Genomic DNA, 18,269 nt, shown 5'->3' with positions numbered 1-18,269 from the left:
GCCGCAGCGGGATCCGCCCTCCCGGTGGGATATCCGGATTCGGGTCCGTTTCCTCCCAAATGGGCATCTGTCCACGGGGGCGTCGTACCGGAAACCGCGCGGAGCGAGCCGCCTCTCCTCACTGCGGCGAGCGCCCGCCGGCGCGGGGCTCCCTCGGGCGGGCGCCGGCGGGTCAGGCGTCCTTGATCTCGCAGATGGCGGCGCCGGCGGTGACCGTCTGGCCGACGGAGGCGTTGAGGCCGGTGACGGTGCCGGCCTTGTGGGCGGTGAGCGGCTGTTCCATCTTCATCGCCTCCAGGACGACGACGGTGTCGCCGGCCGCGACCGTGTCGCCGTCGGCGGCGACCACCTTGACGATGGTGCCCTGCATCGGGCTGACCAGCGAGTCCCCGGTGGCCACGGCCTTCTGCGCGGCCCGGCCGCCGCGTCTCGGCGCCTGCGCGCCGCCGCCGCCGCGGCCGGTGCCCGCGCCGAACCCGGCGGGGAGCACCACCTCCAGGCGCCGGCCGCCGACCTCGACCGTGATGCGCTCGCGCTCGCCCGGCTCGGCGGCCTCCGCCGCGCCCTCATAGGGCGGGATCGTGTTGTCGAACTCGGTCTCGATCCACCGGGTGTGCACGCTGAACGGCTCGCCGGTGAACGCGGGATCGTCCACCACGGCACGGTGGAAGGGGATGACGGTGGGCATCCCGTCGATCTCGAACTCGCCGAGCGCCCGCCTGGCCCGCTCCAGCGCCTCCCGCCTGGTGCGCCCGGTCACGATCAGCTTGGCGATCAGCGAGTCGTACGCCTGCGGGACGGTCATGCCCGCCTCGTAACCCGCGTCGAGCCGGACTCCGGGGCCGGTGGGGGCGTGCAGGGTGGTCAGGGTGCCGGGGGCGGGCAGGAAACCGCGCCCCGGGTCCTCGGCGTTGATCCGGAACTCGATGGAGTGGCCGCGCAGCGGCGGGTCGTCGTAGCCGATCTCCTCGCCGGAGGCGATCCGGAACATCTCCCTGACCAGGTCGATCCCGGACACCTCCTCGGTGACGGGGTGCTCGACCTGGAGCCGGGTGTTGACCTCCAGGAAGGAGATCGTGCCGTCCTGTCCGACGAGGAACTCGCAGGTGCCGGCGCCGACGTAGCCCGCCTCCCGCAGGATCGCCTTGGAACTGGTGTGCAGCAGCTCCATCTGGGCGGCGGAGAGGAAGGGCGCGGGGGCCTCCTCGACCAGCTTCTGGTGGCGGCGCTGGAGAGAGCAGTCCCGGGTGCTGACCACGACGACGTTGCCGTGCGCGTCGGCCAGGCACTGGGTCTCCACGTGCCGCGGGCGGTCGAGGTAGCGCTCGACGAAGCACTCGCCGCGGCCGAAGGCGGTGACCGCCTCGCGGACCGCGCTCTCGTACAGCTCGGGGATCTCCTCGCGCGTCCTGGCGACCTTCAGGCCGCGCCCGCCGCCGCCGAACGCCGCCTTGATCGCGATCGGCAGGCCGTGCTCGTCGGCGAACGCGACGACCTCCGCCACACCGGCGACCGGGTCGGCGGTGCCCGCCACCAGCGGCGCGCCGGCGCGCTGGGCGATGTGCCGCGCCGAGACCTTGTCGCCGAGCGACATGATCGCCGAGGGCGGCGGGCCGATCCAGGTCAGCCCGGCGTCGATGACCGCCTGGGCGAAGCCGGCGTTCTCGGCGAGGAACCCGTAACCGGGGTGCACCGCGTCCGCGCCGCTGCGGGCGGCGACGTCGAGCAGCTTGTCGATGGCGAGGTAGGTGTCGGCCGGGGTCTGCCCGGGCAGCGCGAACGCCTCGTCGGCGACTCTCACGTGGAGCGCGTCCAGATCGTGGTCCGAGTAGACGGCCACGCTGGTCAGCCCGGCGTCGCGGCAGGCGCGGGCCACCCGGACGGCGATCTCGCCGCGGTTGGCGATCAGGACCTTCTGCACCGAACGTTCCTTCCTCACAAGGGCGGCGGGCCTCCCACGGAGTGTAAGCGCCTGCTGATCGCACGGTGGCGGGTGCCCCCCGGAAGCGCGTTCGCATCTTAGTGTCCGGCCGCCCGTCGCCCGCCGGTACGGCTGCCCGCCAGCGGTTGGGGACACCATTAGCGTACATATTCGGTCATGTCCCTTTTTGCGATTAATGTAGGCCAGGAGGAAAACCGGACCATTTCGTGATTCCATTTCTCATAGCCAGTCGGCATAACCGGCCGTCGGGGGGCGATCTGACGTATCGTGAGGTCGCTTGGCTGCCCCCTACTGTCACCTTGACGAGTCGAGCCACAGTCGATCCAGAAGGAGACCTGCATGAGCCAGAGCTTGCTCGGTGGTAATCCCGCGGAAATGCAGCAGATGGCCACCCAGTTCACCCAGCAGGCCGATGCGGTCCGCACGACGATGGCGGCCCTCGACCGTGAGGCGGCGAAGGTCGGCACGGCGTGGACCGGCCCCGGCGCCGAGCGCTTCCGCGACTCCTGGCAGACCTACCGCGCCGCCTTCCAGCGGATGTCCGAGGAGCTTCAGGAAGCCGCCCGTGTCATCAACACCTACCGCGGCAACATCGAGTCGGCCACCCGCTGACCTGGCCTCTCAGCCCCAAGGCGCACCCTCACGGAAGAGGGTGCGCCTTTCGCGTCTCCAGACGGCCCGCACACGGCGGCCTGCGTACGGGGGCGCGCGTACGGCGGCAGGGGGTAGCGGCCGGGGGTGGCGGCCGGGGGTGGCGGACGGGCCTCAGGACGGCAGCGCGGCCTGGACCGGGACGGCCGTGCCCAGGGTGACCAGCAGGCCGCGCCCCGACGGCCCGCCGACCGCGCCGCGCGGCAGCCGTACGTTGAACAGGTCGCCGTCGGCGGGGCTCTGCACCGACAGCAGCAGGCCGGTGCGCGACTTGCGCGCCTCCGCCACGAAGCCGCGGTAGGCCGCGGTCAGGTCGCCGGTGGTGCCCGCGATGATCAGGCCGTGCTCGGCGTCCCTGCCCGAGCGCAGCACCTCCTCCAGCGCCATTCCGAGCGCCGAGTCGGCCGAGACCAGTTCCGCGTCGTCCACCAGCACCACGTAGCGGTCCTGCCCGGCGACCAGCGCGGGCAGGTCGGCCGCCTGGCCGCCGAGCACGGCGAGCACGCCGCGCTCCTCCGCCAGCGCGCGGAGCGGGCTGCGCCGCGGGGCCACCACGACGAGCGGCGTGCCCTGGGCGAGGAGTGAGCGGGCGGCGGCGAGCAGCGCCGACGAACGGCCCGAGCGCGCCGGCCCGGCGATGACCGCCCCCGGTCCCTGGGCCAGCAGGTCCACGCCGAGCGGCTCCAGCGCGTCGCCGCCGACGCCCAGCAGCGCCCACAGCGGGGACGGCGGGACGAACGACGGGGACAGCTCCATCGCCTGTTCCACGGTGATCCGCATCGGCAGCGCGTCCACCCGGATCAGCTCCGCCACGCCGCCGGCCGCCGACGTCCTGGCCAGCGCCTGGAGGGCGGCGACCTGGGCGGGACCGGCCGGATCTTCGGCCAGCAGGGCGATCTGGCTCTCCACGACGCCCTGCTCGCCGACGGTCAGCCCCCGCCCCGGCGGCATCGAGGACGGCAGGTCCTTCAGCGGCAGCCCCACCAGGCCGTAGTCGGACGGGTCGGCGAGCCGGAGCACCAGGCGGTCGTCGAACACGGTGGAGACCTGCCCCAGCAGCCCCGACCGGTCGGCCGTGACCACCGCCCGCAACCCGACCGCCGGCCCCTCCCGCAGCAACTGGAGCATGGCGTCGATCAGCCTGCCGTAGTCGTAGTTCTCGAACGCCGCGAGGAATCCCTCCCACCGGTCCAGCATCAGTACCAGCCACGGCGGCACCCCCTGCCCGGCGATGTCGTGCCCGGCGGCGCGCAGTTCGGTGAGGGAGGCGTAGCCGGCGGAGGCGAGGAGTTCCTGACGGCGTCCCACCTCGGCGCGCAGCCGGCCGATCAGGCGTTCCACCCGGTCGAGCTGGTCCCGGGTCACCACGGCGCCGCAGTGCGGCAGCGCCACCAGCGGCAGCAGCGCGCCGGAGCCGCAGTCGATCGCGTGCACGTGCACGTCGCCGGGGCCCGCCTGCCGGGCGATCACGCCGGCCAGGGTGCGCAGCGCCGTCGAACGCCCGCTCCGCGGCGCGCCCGCGATCAGCAGGTGCCCGCCGTGCGCCAGGTCCAGCGCCAGTTCCCGCCGCCCCTGCACCCACGGCAGGTCGGTCAGCCCGAACCCCAGCGGCGCCACGTCCCCCGCCACCCGGCGCCCCGTCCCGAATTCCGAGGCGGCCGTCTCGGCGCGGACGCCGTCCAGGGTGATGTGCTCGGGGAGCGGGTCGAGCCAGGGGGTGGGCTGGGCGGGGACCTGGAGGAGGCGGGCGGCGTCGATCAGGGCCTGGGTGAGGGCCGACAGGTCGCTCTCCGCCTGGCTGTCCGCCGTGGCGGCGGTCGCCGGGACGGCCGGCGGATGGCCGAGCGCCCGCCAGTCCAGCGTCACGGCGGACACCTGCCCGTCGGCGTCGCCGCCGCCGCTGCGCCTGCCGCCGATCCTGGCGGTCTGCACGGCGGTCGCCCCGCCCGCCCCGGACTTCACGTAGCAGCGTCCGGGCGTGGACTTGGAGATGTGGGCCGCGTCCGGCCGGTCGATGATGTCGGAGGACTCGACCGCCTCGGTCACCCGCAGGGCGATCCGCAACGACGTGTTCGCCTGGATGTCGGCCGTCACCACACCGCCCGGCCGCTGCGTGGCGAGGATGAGGTGGATGCCGAGCGAACGGCCACGCCGCGCGATGTCCACCAGCCCGGTGACGAAGTCCGGCAACTCGGTCACCAGCGCGGCGAACTCGTCGATGATCAGCACGAGCCTGGGCAGCGGCGCACGCCTGCGGCCGGGCCCGGCGGCGAGTTCCTGGTAGTCCTCGATGTCCTTGGCGCCCGCCGCCAGCAGCAGGCGTTCCCTGCGCCGGATCTCGGCGGCCAGCGAGGACAGCGCCCGCCCCGTGAGATGGCCGTCCAGGTCGGTCACCATGCCGACCGTGTGCGGCAGCCGTACGCACTCCTTGAACGCCGCGCCGCCCTTGTAGTCGATCAGCACGAACGTCATCTCGTCCGGCCGGTTGGCCGCGGCGAGCGAGCAGATCAGCGTCTGCAGCAGCTCCGACTTGCCCGCGCCGGTGGTGCCCGCGATCAGGGCGTGCGGGCCGTCCAGGCTCAGGTCCACCGCGAACGGGCCGTCGGGGCCGGCGCCGATCACCGCGCGGGTGGTCGCGCCCCGCCAGCGCCTGGCCACGGCGGGGCCGGTCGGGTTCGGCAGGTCCAGGAGGTCGAGGAGGCGGGCCGCGCCGGGCAGGGCGGAGCCGGCGTCCTCGCGGCTGACGTCGCGGATCGGGGCCAGCGACCGGGCCAGCCGTTCGCACCAGGGCACCGGCACCTGGTCGCCCCTGATGTCGCCGAGCGCGTCCAGGCCGCCGCCGCCGAGCCGTACCAGGCCGTCCGGGCCGCAGGCCGCCACGGTGGCGCACTCCTCGGGGAGCAGCCGCTGGTTCTCGTCGAGCGCGAGCGTGTAGACCCCGGCGCGCGGCCCCTGCCTGAGCACCTGCGGCATGCCGGGCAGGGCGCGGAGCACCTGGGCGCCGTCGAGCACGACGAGGACGTCGTAGGGGCGTTCGTCGTAGGAGGAGAAGGCGGGTTCCTCGGTGGCGCCCCGGCCGTTCCTGGGGGCGCCCCAGCCGAGGTCGTCCCAGCCTGCGGGCATCTTGCCGAGGGAGGCGGCGCCGTTCTCCTCGCCGAGGCGTTCGTCGATCAGCGCGGTCAGCTCGGCGACGCGCCGGGCGGCGGCCTCCGGGTCGGCGCCGATCAGCGCCACGCAGTCCTCGACGCCGTGCGGGGCGCAGTGCGGCAGCCAGCGCGTCCAGCTCCACCGGGCGCCGCCGTCGGCGTGCGCGGACAGCACCACGATCGCCAGGTCGCGCGGGCTGTGCAGCGCCGCGGCCTGGCCGACCAGCCAGCGGACCAGCCCGGTGGCGGCGTCGCGGGAGCCGGTGACGCCGGCCACGCCGAGCCGGCGCATGGCCAGCGCCACGGGTACGGCGTGGCACAGCGGCGGGTCGGGCACCGGCGAATCGTGCGGCGCCCCTCGCTCCGGCACCAGTTCCAGGTCCGCGGGCAGGTCGGCCAGCCCGACCCGTAGCCGCAGGGCGTCGGCGTCGTGGATCCGCCGCTCCCACAGCCGCCGCCGCGGCCCGGTCGCGGTCAGCAGCAGCTCGGCGGGATCCGGCGCGCCCGCCCTGCGGACCACCTCGTCCGCCGCCCTGGCGGCCTCCAGCGCCTCGTCGAAGGCGGCCAGCCGCTCCTTGTACTCCTTGACCGCCTGCCGGTACTGCTTGCGCCCGTGCCGCTTGTCGCTCCACCACTGGCCGATCATGATCAGCGGCGTCATCAGGGCGAACAGCAGGAAGTACCACATCTGGAACACGAAGGCGAAGCCCAGCCCGAGCACCGCCGGCAGGAACGCCGCGAGCAGTTGCAGCCGTACGCCCTCGCCCCTGCGCGGTTCGGCCGGCACCTCCAGCCGCCGCACCGGGTCGGGGCGGCGCAGCCGGGGCGGCCGGTTGTAGGCGTACCCCCCGTCCGGGCGAGGGTCCAGGTGCGCGTCCGGCGCCTCGATGTCCACCAGCGTGAACGCCGAAAGCCCGCACGCCACCAGCGCCCCCCGCGGCCAAGGCGTGGCCTCCTCACCCTCCACGGGCCCCTCCAACGGACACCCGTCCAGCAACGGCGGCGAACCCCCCACCCCAAGCCCCGCCTCCAGCCCTGCCCCGAGCCCCGCTCCTAGCCCCGTGCCGAGCCCCGCTTCCAGTCCTGTGCCGAGCCCCGCTCCCGGCCCTCCCGGCTTCCCCGGATACCACCCCCGCACTCCGCCGTACTCGCCGCCGTCCTCCACGCCACCGCGCCGCGCCCCCATCCCCGCCCCGCCCTTCACACCTCCGCGCCGCGCCTTCCCCCCGTCCTTCCCATCGCCGCGCCGCGCCTTCGCCCCCGCCCTGCTCTCCGCACCACCGCGCCGGGCGTTCGTTCCCGCCTCGTCCTGCACACCGCCGCGCCGGGCGTTCGTCCCTCCGGTTCTCGGCCTGTTCTTGCCGCGCCTGCGGAACCAGCGGCGGCGGCGCTCGGCGCCGTTCGGCGCGGGCGGCCCGTACACGGCGGGGACCGGCTCCACGCTCACCCCGTCCGGCGTCACCCGCACGACGAGCGCCTCCGGCGGCAGCCGCCCGTCCGGCACGGCCACCGCGCACGCCCGCGAGGAGCCGATCACATGCGCGCCCGGCCCGAGACGGTGGACGCTTCCCGCCGCGGGCCCGCCGACCACCCGCACCTCGACGATCCCGCCCGGCTCCGCCACCACCGTCGCGCCGGCGAGCCCGGCCTCCAGCGTGACCAGGTCGCCGTCTCGCAGCAGCCCGGCCATCGCGCCGTCCGGATCGAGCAGCCTGCCCTTGGACCACAGCTTCTCCCGGGGCGCCGGGGGCGGCGGGGGAGCCTTCCGCAGATGCCGGTCCATGCCGTACGGCGCCCGCGCCCGCGGCAACCGCACCACCTTGGCCAGCCGCTCCCCTCCGGCCCCCTCTCCACCCACACCCCCACGCCCCACGCCCCCCGACCCGCCGAGCCCCGGGCCACCCACACCCCCACGCCCCACGCCCCCCGACCCGCCGAGCCCCGGGCCACCCACACCCCCACGCCCCACGCCCCCCGACCCGCCGAGCCCCGGGCCACCCACACCCCCGCGTCCGGCGCCGGCCCCTCCGGCGCGGTCGGTGGACGGCTGCCCGAAGCCGGGGGACCAGGTGTCACCTGCGGGCGGGCGGGGGCCACCCCGGCCGTCGCCGCCGGGGTGGATCCGCCCCGCGTCCGCGGACCGGGCGGCCTCATGCCGTGCCACGCCGTCCGGGGCCGCACGGTCGTAGGGAGGGCGGTCGTGAGACGCGTGGCCCGATGCCGCGCCATACCGGTCCGCGCCGTACTTGTCCGCTTCGTTCTGGCTCGCTCCGTATCGGTCCGCGCCATACCGGTCCGCTCCGTATCGGTCCGCGCCAGACCGGTCCGCTCCGTATCTGTCCGCTTCGTTTCGGTCGGTGCCGTTTCGGTCGGCGATGTTTCGGTTGGTGTTGCTCTGGTGGGGGGTGGGGGTTCTGGAGGTGGTGCGGAGGGCTGCGGCGAGTTCGCCCACGGTGGTGGACTTGCCGGCCTCGACCACGACGTCACGGGCGCCGTGGCCGTCCAGCACGGTGAGCATGATCCGCATGCCGTCTCCTCGGGTTTTCCGACCCCGGCTCGACATGGCGACCGGCAGCCTTCGAGCCGCGCTCTCTCGCCTTCGCATGGTCACCCAACTCCGGGCCGCGGTCCACCGACTCGCGCGGATACGCAGCACGGGAGGCCCCGCGTGCGGCGGTTCGCGGTCGAGGGTGACGAAACGTGGAACCGGCGTGACGGTGAGTGCGTATCGTGGCTGGGGACCTACAGGGTCAAAGAAGTGGGAATTATGGTGCGCTTGTTACTCGTGTTAATTACTGTCGCATATCACGATTTTTCATTGCGAACCAGGTGTTCTAACGAATCGGTCTTGCTCGACAGGCGTTGACGTGGTCGGCTCAAGGAAACGAGTATGGATCCTCGCATTTGTCTCCAGACCCGACGCCACTGACACATAATCAGCGTGAATTCCCCCATTCACGTTCGTCCAATAGTGTGATCACAGCCCTCGCTTCCCGCGTGGGCGGATCCTCCGATCACCGGGAGCCCCCGACCCATGAGGATCAGTGAGAAGTCCGCCCGCGACAGCCGCACTCCTGTGACCGGCGCCGCGGGTGCCACCGGCGCGCTGTCCGGGCCCGCCTCGCGCAAGCTGCCCGTCCCGCCGCGCGAGCGCAGGCCCGCGCTGGCCGCGCTCGCCGTGCTCCTCATCCTCGGCGGCGCGCTCACCACCACGCTGCTGGTGCTGCGCAGCGGCGACCGGATCTCGGTGATCCGGATCAGCCAGCAGGTCGCCGCCGGGCAGCCGCTCAGCGAGGGCGTGCTGGAGGAGGTGCAGATCGCCGACACCGGGATCGAGCACGTGCTGTGGGCCGAGCGCGGCGAGGTGGCCCAGACCTTCGCCCGGGTCACCCTGCTCCCGGGCACGCTGCTCACCGAGTCCATGGCGGTCACGGCGAGCGAGGAGCTCGGGCCGGGCAAGGCGCGGGTCGGCCTGGCGCTCAAGGCCGGTCAGATGCCCACCCGGCTGCGCAGGGGCGACCGGGTCCAGGTGATCCACGTGTCCGGGCGCAGCGAGAGCCGCGAGGGAGACGTCGAGGTGCTGGCGCAGAGCGCGCTGGTGGACAGCGTGGGCGCGCCGGAGCGCAGCGGCTCCAGCGGCCTGGTCACCGTCATCGTGGACAGCACGGTCTCCCCGCAGGTCGCCGCCTACGCCTCCAACGGTCAGATCGCGCTGGCCGAGCTGCCCGGAGCGCACTGAGGTGGCGCTCATCGTGCTGGCCGCCGACAAGGGGGCGCCGGGCGTCACCACCGCCGCGACGGCGCTGGGGGCGGTCTGGCCGCGCCCGGTGCTGCTGGCCGAGTGCGACCCCGCCGGCGGCGACCTCGCCTACCGGCTGCCCGCCCAGGACGGCGGGGTGCTCAACCCCAGCAAGGGCCTGCTCACCCTGGGCGCCGTCGCGCGCAAGGGGCTGCGGCCGGACCAGATCCACGAGCACACCCAGAAGATCATCGGCGGTCTGGACGTGCTGGCCGGGCTCACCCACGGAGAGCAGGCGGCCGGCCTGACCTGGCTGTGGGGGCCGCTCGGCCGGGCGCTGGCCGCGCTGCCGGACGCCGACGTGCTCGCCGACTGCGGTCGTCTCGGCGGTCACCCGCAGCTCAACGACCTGATCGCCGAGGCCGAGCTGGTCGTGCTGTTCACCCGGGCGAGCCTCGACCACGTGGCGCACCTGCGGGAGCGGCTGGTGTCCTTCGGCGGCGGCCCGAAGCTGGGCGTGGTGGTGATCGCCGACCCCCGGCAGTACCGCGCCTCCATCGACGACGTCCGGCGCATCGTCGCCGCCACCGGCACGCAGGTCGCCTTCGTCGGCGGCGTCGCGCACGACCCGAAGGGCGCCGAGCTGCTGCGCGGCCAGTGGGGCGGGCGGCTGGACCGTTCGCTCCTCATCCGCACCTGCCGCGAGCTGGCCGGGCGCCTGGCCGCCCAGGTCGGCAGCGCGCAGCCGGCCCACGAGCGGGGGGTGAGATCGTGACCATGGACCACTCGCTGGTCAAGCGCTTCCGCCAGGAGGTCGGCGACCGCCTGGCCCACCAGCGCAGGCTGGACCAGGCGAGCGGCCTGCCGCCGATGACGAGCGAGGACGAGCGGCAGTTCGCCAGGGCGCTGATCGCCCAGGTGCTGGAGGAGTTCGCCAGGGGGGAGATCGGCGTCGGGCGCACGCCGCCGTCCGCGGAGGAGGAGGAGGCACTCGCCGCCGGCATCCACGCGGCGCTCTTCGGCGTGGGCCGGCTCCAGCCGCTGCTCGACGACGCCGAGGTCGAGAACATCGACATCAACGGCTGCGACCGCGTCTTCGTCGGGTACGCCGACGGCCAGGAGCTCATGCACGAGCCGGTGGCCGACTCGGACGAGGAGCTCGTCGAGCTCATCCAGATCCTCGCCGCCTACAGCGGCCTGTCCAGCAGGCCCTTCGACACCGCCAACCCCCAGCTCGACCTGCGCCTGCCCGACGGCTCCCGGCTCTCGGCGGTCATGGACGTCACGGTACGGCCGGCCGTCTCGATCCGCCGGGCCAGACTGGGCAAGGTCTTCCTCAGCGACCTCGTCGGCAACGGCACCCTGACCCCGGAGCTGGGCCGCCTGCTGTCCGCCGCCGTCGCGGCCAGGAAGAACATCATGATCGCCGGGTCCACCAACGCGGGGAAGACGACCCTGCTCCGCGCCCTGGCCAACGAGATCACGCCCACCGAGCGCCTGATCACCGTGGAGCGCGCCCTGGAGCTGGGCCTCGACCAGTTCCCCGAGCTGCACCCCAACGTCGTCGCCTTCGAGCAGCGGCTGCCCAACTCCGAGGGCCAGGGCGAGATCACCATGGCCGAGCTGGTCCGCCGCAGCCTGCGGATGAACCCCAGCCGGGTCATCGTCGGCGAGGTCCTCGGCGACGAGATCGTCACCATGCTCAACGCGATGACCCAGGGCAACGACGGCTCGCTGTCCACCATCCACGCGAACTCCAGCATGGAGGTGTTCAACCGCATCGCCACCTACGCCCTCCAGGCCGCCGAGCGGCTGCCGATCGAGGCGACCCACATGCTCATCGCGGGCGCGATCGACTTCGTGGTCTTCATCGAGAAGCGCAACGACTACGCCCAGGGCGGCACGCTGCGGCGTTACGTGTCCAGCGTGCGCGAGGTGACCGGCTGCGACGGCCGGGTGCTCTCCTCGGAGGTGTTCCAGCCGTCGGCGAGCGGCATCGCCGTACCGCACGCGCCGATCTCCTGCATCGACGAGCTGGCCGCGCACGGCTACACCCTCGGAGGCTGGTCGTGACCGGGATCCCGCCCGGACTACTGGACCCGCTGGTGCTGCTGGCCGGCGCGGTCGCCGGCGGCGGCCTGTTCCTGCTCGCCCTCGCGCTGTACGGCACGCGTCCCCGGCCGCCCTCCCCGGACCGGCGGGCCGACCGCCGGCGGCTGCTCAGAGTGCTGTCCACCCGTTCGGCGATCGCCTCCATCGTCGGGGTGGGCGTCCTGCTGCTCACCCGGTGGCCGGTGATGGCGGCCGGCGCGGTCGCCCTCGTCCTGGCCTGGCGCGGGCTGTCCGGCGGCGCCGCCGAGGAACGTTCCGCGATGCGGCGGCTGGAGGGGCTCGCGGCGTGGACCGAGTCCCTGCGTGACACCATCGCCGGCGCGGCCGGCCTGGAACAGGCGATCCCCTCCTCCATCCGGGCCGCGGCCCCCCAGCTGAAGCCGCACCTGCGGTCGCTGGTCGACCGGCTGCACACCCGGATGGCGCTGCCCGACGCGCTGCGCCTCTTCGCCGACGAGCTGGACGACCCGTCGGCCGACCTGGTGATCGCCGCGCTGATCCTGAACTCCCGGCTGCGCGGCCCCGGCCTGCGCGACGTGCTGGGCGCGCTCGCCGTCTCGGCCCGCGAGGAGCTCGACATGCGCCGCCGGGTCGAGGCCGAGCGCCGCGCGACCCGGCGCAGCGCCCAGATCGTGGTCGGCACCGCCCTCGCCTTCGCCGGCGTGCTCATCGTGTTCAACCCGTCCTACGTCGCCGAGTACGACGACCCGCTGGGCCAGGCCGTCCTGGTCGTGGTGGGCGCGCTGTTCGGCGCCGGGTTCGCGTGGATGCGCCGGCTGGCGCGGTTCGACAAGCCGGCCCGGCTGCTCTCGCCCGCCGACGGCCCCGGCGCCCGCCCCGCCGCCGACCCGGCGGCCAACGGCGCGGGCCACACCGCCGGCAACGGCGCCTCCCCCGCGGGCGCGTACGCGGCCCGGGTGGCGGGCGCCGCCGCCTGGAAGGAACGCGGAGGCGCCCATGAGTGAGACGACCGGCCGCCCGCGCACCGGCCGGCGGCCCGCACGGGACCCGGAACGCATGACGGCGCCGGGCTGGAGGCGGGCATGACCGAGGGACTGCTGGCCGGCGGCGTGTTCGGGCTGGGGCTGTTCCTGCTGGTGCGGGCGCTCTTCCCGGCCAGGCCGGGACTGGTCGCCCGGCTGCTGGCGCTCGACGCGGCACGCCAGGGCGGCGACGCGCCCAAGATCCAGCTCGTGCTGCCGGACGAGGAGGTCAGCGCGTTCCGCCGCGGGCTCGGCGAGCGGCTGGCCCGGATCTACGCGGCCCGCGGCTGGGAGGCCAGGTCCGTCAAGGCCGACCTCACGCTGCTCGGCCGGTCCTTCGAGGGCTTCCTCGCCACCAAGGTGCTGCTCGGCGCGTCGGGGCTGCTCGCGTTCCCGCTGCTGCTCGGCTGGCTGGCCCTGATGGGGTGGGGCACCTCGTTCGCGATCCCGCTGTGGGCCGCGCTGCTGGTGTCGTTCGTCTTCTTCCTGCTGCCCGACGTGCAGATCCGGCGGGACGCGGCGGCCAGGCGGCGGGACTTCCGGCACGTCGTCGGAGCCTTCCTCGACCTGGTCTCGATGAACCTCGCGGGCGGGCGCGGCGTGCCCGAGGCGCTGCTGCTGTCGGTGTCGGTCAGCGGCGGTCCCGACGAGGCCAACTGGCCGATGGCGCGGATCCGCGAGGCGCTGTCGAACGCCCGGATCGTCGGCATCACCCCCTGGCAGGCCCTCGGCCAGCTCGGCGACGAGATCAACGTGGACGAGCTGCGCGACCTGTCCGCCGCGCTCGGGCTGGTCGCCGACGACGGCGCGAAGGTCCGCGCGTCGCTGTCCGCCCGCGCCGCGACGCTGCGCAGGCGGGAACTCGCCGAGATCGAAGGCCGGGCGGGGGAGCGCTCACAGTCCATGCTCGTGGCCCAGCTCCTGCTGTGCGCGGGCTTCGTGGTTTTCATCACCTATCCGGCCGCGATGAAGATGTTGGGGTTCTGAATGTTCGGACATCCGTGGATCACCTATGTGACGGCGCTGCTCTCGGTACGGATCGAACGCGCGCGCAACGCCCCCACCAGGGGCGCGTCGGCGGTCGAGTGGGCGATCATCACCGCGATCATCGCGGGCGTCGCGCTCGGGCTCGCCACCCTGATCCGGACGCTGGTGACGAACCAGCAGGCCGAGATCGAGAGCAACTTCGGCGGTGGCGGCGGCGGTGGTGGCGCAGGCGACGGCGGCGGCGGGGGTGGTGACACCGAGCCGTGAGCGACCGCCGGGAGCGCGGCGCGACCGTGATCGAGCTCGCCATGATCATGCCCGTGGTGCTGGCGGTGATCCTGCTCATCGTGCAGGTGGCCCTGTGGTTCCACGGCAGGCAGGTGGCCGACGCGGCGGCCCGCGAGGGCGCCAGGATCGCCCGCTCGGCCGGCGCCGAGTCCTCCGGCTGGGAGGGCGAGGCGGAGGACCGCGCCCGGCAGATCGTGGAGGCGGTCGGTCCGCGACTGCTGCGCGACGCGGACATCACGGCGTGGGAAGACGCCGACCAGCGAGGAGTCGAGGTGACCGGTCAGGTGGTGCAGGTGGTCCCGCTGCTGCCCGAGCTGACCTTCACGATCACGTCCAGGTTCGGCGGGCCGGTGGAGTGCTTCCGGCCGGATGTCGAGGGCGGAGGCGACGAGTGCGGCTGACCGGACCGTCCCCGCGTACGGCACGGCGGGCGGGCAGGCGGGACAGGGGGTCGATGTCGGCGGAGGCGGTGCTGCTCGCCCCGGTCTTCCTGCTGTTCCTCATGTTCCTCGCCGCCGCCGGCCGGGTGGTGGAGGCGCAGGGCGAGGTCAACGGCGCGGCCAGGGACGCCGCCCGCGCCGCGTCCGTCCAGCGCAGCGAGAGCGACGCCGAGGACGCCGCCACCGAGGTCGGGACGACCGTGCTCGAAGGGCAGTGCGACGGCCCGCGGGTCAGCCTGGCCGGTTCCGAGTGGGAACAGGGCGGCCAGGTCGAGGCCGAGGTCACCTGCACGCTGGACCTGGGCTTCCTCGGCTTCGGCGCGGCCGTCGACATGTCGGGCACCTCGGTGGTCCCGCTGGAGGTGTACAGGAGGGTGGAAGATGCGGGCGGGTCGTGACCGGCCGCGCGAGGCCCGGACCGGCAATGGGCGCCGGCGCCGCGCGGGCCGCGAGCGCGGGTCGATGTCGGTGTTCACCGTGCTCTTCTCCGTCGCGGTCTTCCTGCTCGCGGGCCTGCTCGTGGACGGCGGCGCCGCCATCAACGCCCGGCTGCGCGCCGCCGACATCGCCGAGCAGGCGGCGCGGGCGGGCGGCGACCGGATCGACGTCGAGTACCTGCGGGAGACCGGCCAGGCGCGGCTGCTCGGCGACGGCGAGGTGTGCGACCGCGCCGAGGAGATCGTCGCCGCGCACGACGACGACGGTGTCCAGATGGCGGACTGCTCGGGCGGCGCGGGACAGACCGAGGTGACGGTCACGGTGAGCGTGACATGGGAGGCGTTCTTCCTGGCCGCGCTCGGCTACGCGGGCACCGAGATGGAGGCGTCCGCCACCGCGGGGCCGGACACCGGCGAGCCCGCGGGCGCGCCCTGACCGCATGAGCGCCGGCCCGCGGGGGTGGCCGGTGGGAGGAGCGCCGGCCCGCGGGGTGACCGGCGGGAAGGCTTCGAGGAGGAAGGAACACGGCATGCCCACGCGACAGCCGCAGCGCATCACGTCCCGGCGCACCCTCGGCGACGTGCTGGCCGGCATCGGGGCGCTGGTCATGCTGCTGGCACTGGTGGGCGGCGTGCCGTACGCGCTGCTCCGGCTGGCCGGGCCGCCGGTCGCGCCCGAACTGCTCGACCTGGACCTGCTGACCAGCACCGTGGGGACCGGCACGGTGATCGCGATCCTCGTGCTCTTCGTCTGGCTCGCCTGGTTGCAGCTCACGCTGTGCGTGATCGTCGAGGTGTACGCCGGGTTGCGCCGGGTGGGGATGCCGGCCAGGGTCCCGCTGTCCGGAGGTACCCAGCTCCTGGCCAACAAGCTGGTCTCCGCGGCGCTGCTGCTGTTCACCGCCTCGGCCGCGGTCGTCCCCCTGGCGAAGATGGGCGGCCCGCCGCCGGCCGGGCCCGCCGTGACGGCCACCGGCGTGCTCGCCCCCGCCGAGGCCGCGCGGGCCGCGTTGCACGAGGTGGGCGAGGTCAAGAAGGTCTACGTGGTACAGCCGCCGCACGGCAGGCACCACGAGAGCCTGTGGGAGATCGCCGAGAAGTGCCTGGGCGACGGACGCCGTTATCCCGAGATCTACCGGCTCAACCAGCACAAGGAACAGCCCGACGGCACCCGGCTGCACATGGCCGACCTGATCCGTCCCGGCTGGGTGCTCGACATGCCGAAGGACGCGGTCAACGTGCACGTCGTCCCGGCCGACCGGCCCCGCGCGGAGATCCTGGCCGACCACCCGCGCAAACCGGCCGAGCTGGACGGCCGTACCCAGACCGTCCCCGTGGGCCCGGCCCACACCCTGAAGGACCCCGCCGAACGCACCGTGCCCGACCGTGTCCCCGATCGTGTCCCCGATCGCGTCCCCGACCTGTCGCCCGGGGGGACCGCGGACCCCGCCCGCGACCTGCGGTCCCCGCTCTCCCCGCCGGAGGAGCCGGCGCGGCCGGGGACGGCGGCGGACCGGGACCAGCCACGACCGGACGCCGCGACCGCCGACGGCGGCGCCGCGACCGGGGACGGCGGTACAGGGGCCGGGGACGGCGGTACGGAGGCCGGGGACGGCGGTGCGGCGGGTGAGGGGGACGGGTTCGCGGCGGGCGACTACCTCATGGTGATGTCGCTGGCCGCGGCCGGGCTGCTGCTCGCCCTGGGCAGGAAGCGCAGGGAGCAGTTGTGGCACCGCGCCTTCGGCCGGCGGGTCGCCCGGCCGACCGGGGACGCGGCGGCGGCGGAGATGGAGCTGCGGCTCGGCGCGGACGGGCCGGGGACGCGGATGCTCGACGTCGGGCTGCGGGTGCTCGGCAGGGCGCTGGCGCTGCGCGGCCGCACACCTCCGACGATCTACGCGGCGCACCTGTCCGCGGCCGGCCTGGACCTGTGGATCCACCCGGCGGAGCCGGACGCCCCCGCGCCGTGGACGGCGCACGACGGCGGGCAGGTGTGGCGGCTGGCCGCGCACGAGGGGCGGATGCTGGACGACCACGCCGTGGCCGACGCGGCGGCGCCGTACCCGGGGCTGGTGTCGCTCGGCGTCGACGCCACCGGCAGGGTGCTGGTGGACCTGGAGGCCGCGCACGGGCTGATCAACATCCGGGGCGCGCACACCACGGCCGCCCTGGCGGCCCTCGCCGTCGAGTTGGCCACCAACCGCTGGTCGGACCGGATGCGGATCACCCTCGTCGGGTTCGGCGAGGAACTCGTGGCGATCGCGCCGGAGCGGATCGCCTGCGCGGGCAGCCTCGCCGAGGTGCTGCCCGCGCTGGAGGACCGCGCGCGCGAGCACGAGGGCGCGGGCGACGTGCTGACCGGCCGGATCAACGGGCGGCCGGACGACCCCGCGTGGTCGCCGCACTTCCTGCTCTCCGCGATCGGCCCGACCCCGGAGGAGGCCGGACGGCTGGCGGTGCTGGCCAGGACCGGCACCCGGATGGCGGCCGGGTACATCGTCGCGGGCGACGTGCCGCACGCCACCTGGACCTGGCAGGTCTCCGAGGAGGGCCGCGGCTCGATCGACGCGCTCGGCTTCGAGGTCCGCGCGCAGCTTCTGCCGCGCAGGCAGTACCGGGCGCTGGTGGAGCTGTTCCGCACGGCCGCGCGGCACGAGGGCGAGCCCGTCCCCGCCGCCGCCGAGATGCCGCCCACGGCCCGGCCGCCCGCGATCGAGGTGCGCATCCTCGGCCCGATCGAGATCTCCTGCCCGCATCCGCTGGAGGAGGGCAGGCTGGCCCTGGCCACCGAGCTGATCGTCTACCTCTCCACCCACCCGGGCGGCGTGCACCCCGTCGTGCTCGGCGGCGTGCTGTGGCCGCGCGGCGTGCAGCCGGAGGTGCGCGACGCGACGATCGCCAGGGTGGCCGAATGGCTCGGCCTGGACAGCGCCGGCCGCCCGCACCTGTCCGGCGACTCCTCCGGCAGGATCCGGCTCGGCCCGGAGGTGCGCACCGACTGGGCGCTCTTCCGCGAGCTGGTCAGGAGGTCGCACGGCGACCCGGCGGCCGGCGCCGTGCTGCTGGAACGGGCCCTCGGGCTGGTCCGCGGGCCGCTGCTCAACGGCCGCCCGCGTGGCCGCTACACCTGGCTCGCCGACGACGACCTGGAGTACGACGTGACGGCCGCGGTCGCGGACGCGGCGCACCGGCTGCACGAGATACGCATGGCCCAGGGGGAGACGGCCGAGGCGGTCGCCGCGGCCCGGGCCGGCCTGCTGCTGGCCGCCGACGACGAGGGCCTGTGGCGGGACCTGCTGCGAGCCACCCACGCGAGCGGCGACCCGGCGCGGCTGCGGGCCGTGGTCGACGCGCTGCACCGCAGGGCGTCCTCCCACCCGTACGGCGGAGGCATGGCCCCGGAGACCGAGGCCCTCATCGACGAGTTGCATCCCTCCTGGCGCATTTCCTCGGTGCCGTCGGCGTGAACGGGAGAAAAGTGATGGACGAAGAGCCATGCCGATCCGCGCATAGCGGTGGTCGCCGTTCAGGTGGGCGGCCTAGC

At 74.6% G+C, this 18,269-nt stretch carries 13 protein-coding genes; 11 read left to right on the top strand and 2 right to left on the bottom strand.

The genetic code is table 11. The features are described 5' to 3' along the window. Window positions 1-172: 172 nt before the first annotated feature. Entirely contained in the window at window positions 173-1,921 is a 1,749-nt protein-coding gene (locus tag QSK26_RS02870) for an acetyl/propionyl/methylcrotonyl-CoA carboxylase subunit alpha (RefSeq protein ID WP_285773338.1), read from the bottom strand. Between the two features lie 360 nt (window positions 1,922-2,281). On the opposite strand from QSK26_RS02870, the gene QSK26_RS02865 reads away from it, so the two are divergent. Then, window positions 2,282-2,554, top strand: a complete 273-nt coding sequence (locus QSK26_RS02865) for a WXG100 family type VII secretion target (protein WP_285773337.1) — start codon at window positions 2,282-2,284, stop codon at window positions 2,552-2,554. 153 nt (window positions 2,555-2,707) lie between these two features. On the opposite strand, the gene QSK26_RS02860 is transcribed toward QSK26_RS02865, so the two are convergent. Continuing rightward, a complete protein-coding gene (locus QSK26_RS02860) occupies window positions 2,708-7,597 on the bottom strand; it encodes an FtsK/SpoIIIE domain-containing protein (RefSeq protein WP_285773336.1) in 4,890 nt (1,629 codons plus the stop codon). A gap of 1,176 nt (window positions 7,598-8,773) precedes the next feature. On the opposite strand from QSK26_RS02860, the gene QSK26_RS02855 reads away from it, so the two are divergent. The 10 genes from QSK26_RS02855 to QSK26_RS02810 all read left to right on the top strand — a co-directional run bounded on the left by QSK26_RS02855 (window position 8,774) and on the right by QSK26_RS02810 (window position 18,192). After that, on the top strand, window positions 8,774-9,478 hold the full coding sequence (locus tag QSK26_RS02855; RefSeq protein ID WP_285773335.1) for a hypothetical protein: 705 nt from the start codon (window positions 8,774-8,776) through the stop codon (window positions 9,476-9,478). Window position 9,479: 1 nt separating this feature from the next. Next, complete coding sequence (locus QSK26_RS02850) at window positions 9,480-10,253, top strand: MinD/ParA family ATP-binding protein (RefSeq protein ID WP_285773334.1); 774 nt, start codon at window positions 9,480-9,482, stop codon at window positions 10,251-10,253. Between the two features lie 2 nt (window positions 10,254-10,255). Next, a complete protein-coding gene (locus QSK26_RS02845) occupies window positions 10,256-11,551 on the top strand; it encodes a TadA family conjugal transfer-associated ATPase (protein WP_285773535.1) in 1,296 nt (431 codons plus the stop codon). After that, window positions 11,548-12,555, top strand: a complete 1,008-nt coding sequence (locus QSK26_RS02840) for a type II secretion system F family protein (protein ID WP_285773333.1) — start codon at window positions 11,548-11,550, stop codon at window positions 12,553-12,555. The genes QSK26_RS02845 and QSK26_RS02840 overlap by 4 nt, the downstream gene beginning before the upstream one ends. A gap of 78 nt (window positions 12,556-12,633) precedes the next feature. Beyond that, window positions 12,634-13,560: a type II secretion system protein gene (locus QSK26_RS02835; protein ID WP_285773332.1), complete on the top strand. Its 927-nt coding sequence runs from the start codon at window positions 12,634-12,636 to the stop codon at window positions 13,558-13,560. Beyond that, entirely contained in the window at window positions 13,561-13,827 is a 267-nt protein-coding gene (locus tag QSK26_RS02830) for a hypothetical protein (RefSeq protein ID WP_285773331.1), read from the top strand. It begins immediately after the preceding gene. Beyond that, window positions 13,824-14,249: a TadE family protein gene (locus tag QSK26_RS02825; protein ID WP_285773330.1), complete on the top strand. Its 426-nt coding sequence runs from the start codon at window positions 13,824-13,826 to the stop codon at window positions 14,247-14,249. The genes QSK26_RS02830 and QSK26_RS02825 overlap by 4 nt, the downstream gene beginning before the upstream one ends. Further along, a complete protein-coding gene (locus tag QSK26_RS02820; RefSeq protein ID WP_285773329.1) occupies window positions 14,240-14,686 on the top strand; it encodes a TadE/TadG family type IV pilus assembly protein in 447 nt (148 codons plus the stop codon). The genes QSK26_RS02825 and QSK26_RS02820 overlap by 10 nt, the downstream gene beginning before the upstream one ends. Then, window positions 14,670-15,161, top strand: coding sequence for a pilus assembly protein TadG-related protein (locus QSK26_RS02815; RefSeq protein ID WP_285773328.1), 492 nt, complete (start codon window positions 14,670-14,672; stop codon window positions 15,159-15,161). Before QSK26_RS02820 ends, QSK26_RS02815 begins: the two co-directional genes overlap by 17 nt. Before the next feature lie 94 nt (window positions 15,162-15,255). Beyond that, window positions 15,256-18,192 carry an AfsR/SARP family transcriptional regulator gene (locus tag QSK26_RS02810; RefSeq protein WP_285773327.1) on the top strand — a complete coding sequence of 979 codons (2,937 nt, stop codon included), beginning with the start codon at window positions 15,256-15,258 and terminating at the stop codon, window positions 18,190-18,192. The last annotated feature ends 77 nt before the right edge of the window (window positions 18,193-18,269 follow it).

It is taken from the genome of Microtetraspora sp. NBRC 13810 (genome assembly GCF_030268685.1).
Taxonomy (GTDB): Bacteria; Actinomycetota; Actinomycetes; order Streptosporangiales; family Streptosporangiaceae; genus BSRQ01.
This window is presented reverse-complemented; position numbering and strand designations above follow the sequence as displayed.

Bases quoted from the DNA above. Each gene is read 5' to 3' on its own strand.
- QSK26_RS02865 (WP_285773337.1), top strand. From the start codon at position 2,282: ATGAGCCAGAGCTTGCTCGGTGGTAATCCCGCGGAAATGCAGCAGATG.
- QSK26_RS02855 (WP_285773335.1), top strand. From the start codon at position 8,774: ATGAGGATCAGTGAGAAGTCCGCCCGCGACAGCCGCACTCCTGTGACC.
- QSK26_RS02845 (WP_285773535.1), top strand. From the start codon at position 10,256: ATGGACCACTCGCTGGTCAAGCGCTTCCGCCAGGAGGTCGGCGACCGC.
- QSK26_RS02835 (WP_285773332.1), top strand. From the start codon at position 12,634: ATGACCGAGGGACTGCTGGCCGGCGGCGTGTTCGGGCTGGGGCTGTTC.
- QSK26_RS02830 (WP_285773331.1), top strand. From the start codon at position 13,561: ATGTTCGGACATCCGTGGATCACCTATGTGACGGCGCTGCTCTCGGTA.
- QSK26_RS02815 (WP_285773328.1), top strand. From the start codon at position 14,670: ATGCGGGCGGGTCGTGACCGGCCGCGCGAGGCCCGGACCGGCAATGGG.
- QSK26_RS02810 (WP_285773327.1), top strand. From the start codon at position 15,256: ATGCCCACGCGACAGCCGCAGCGCATCACGTCCCGGCGCACCCTCGGC.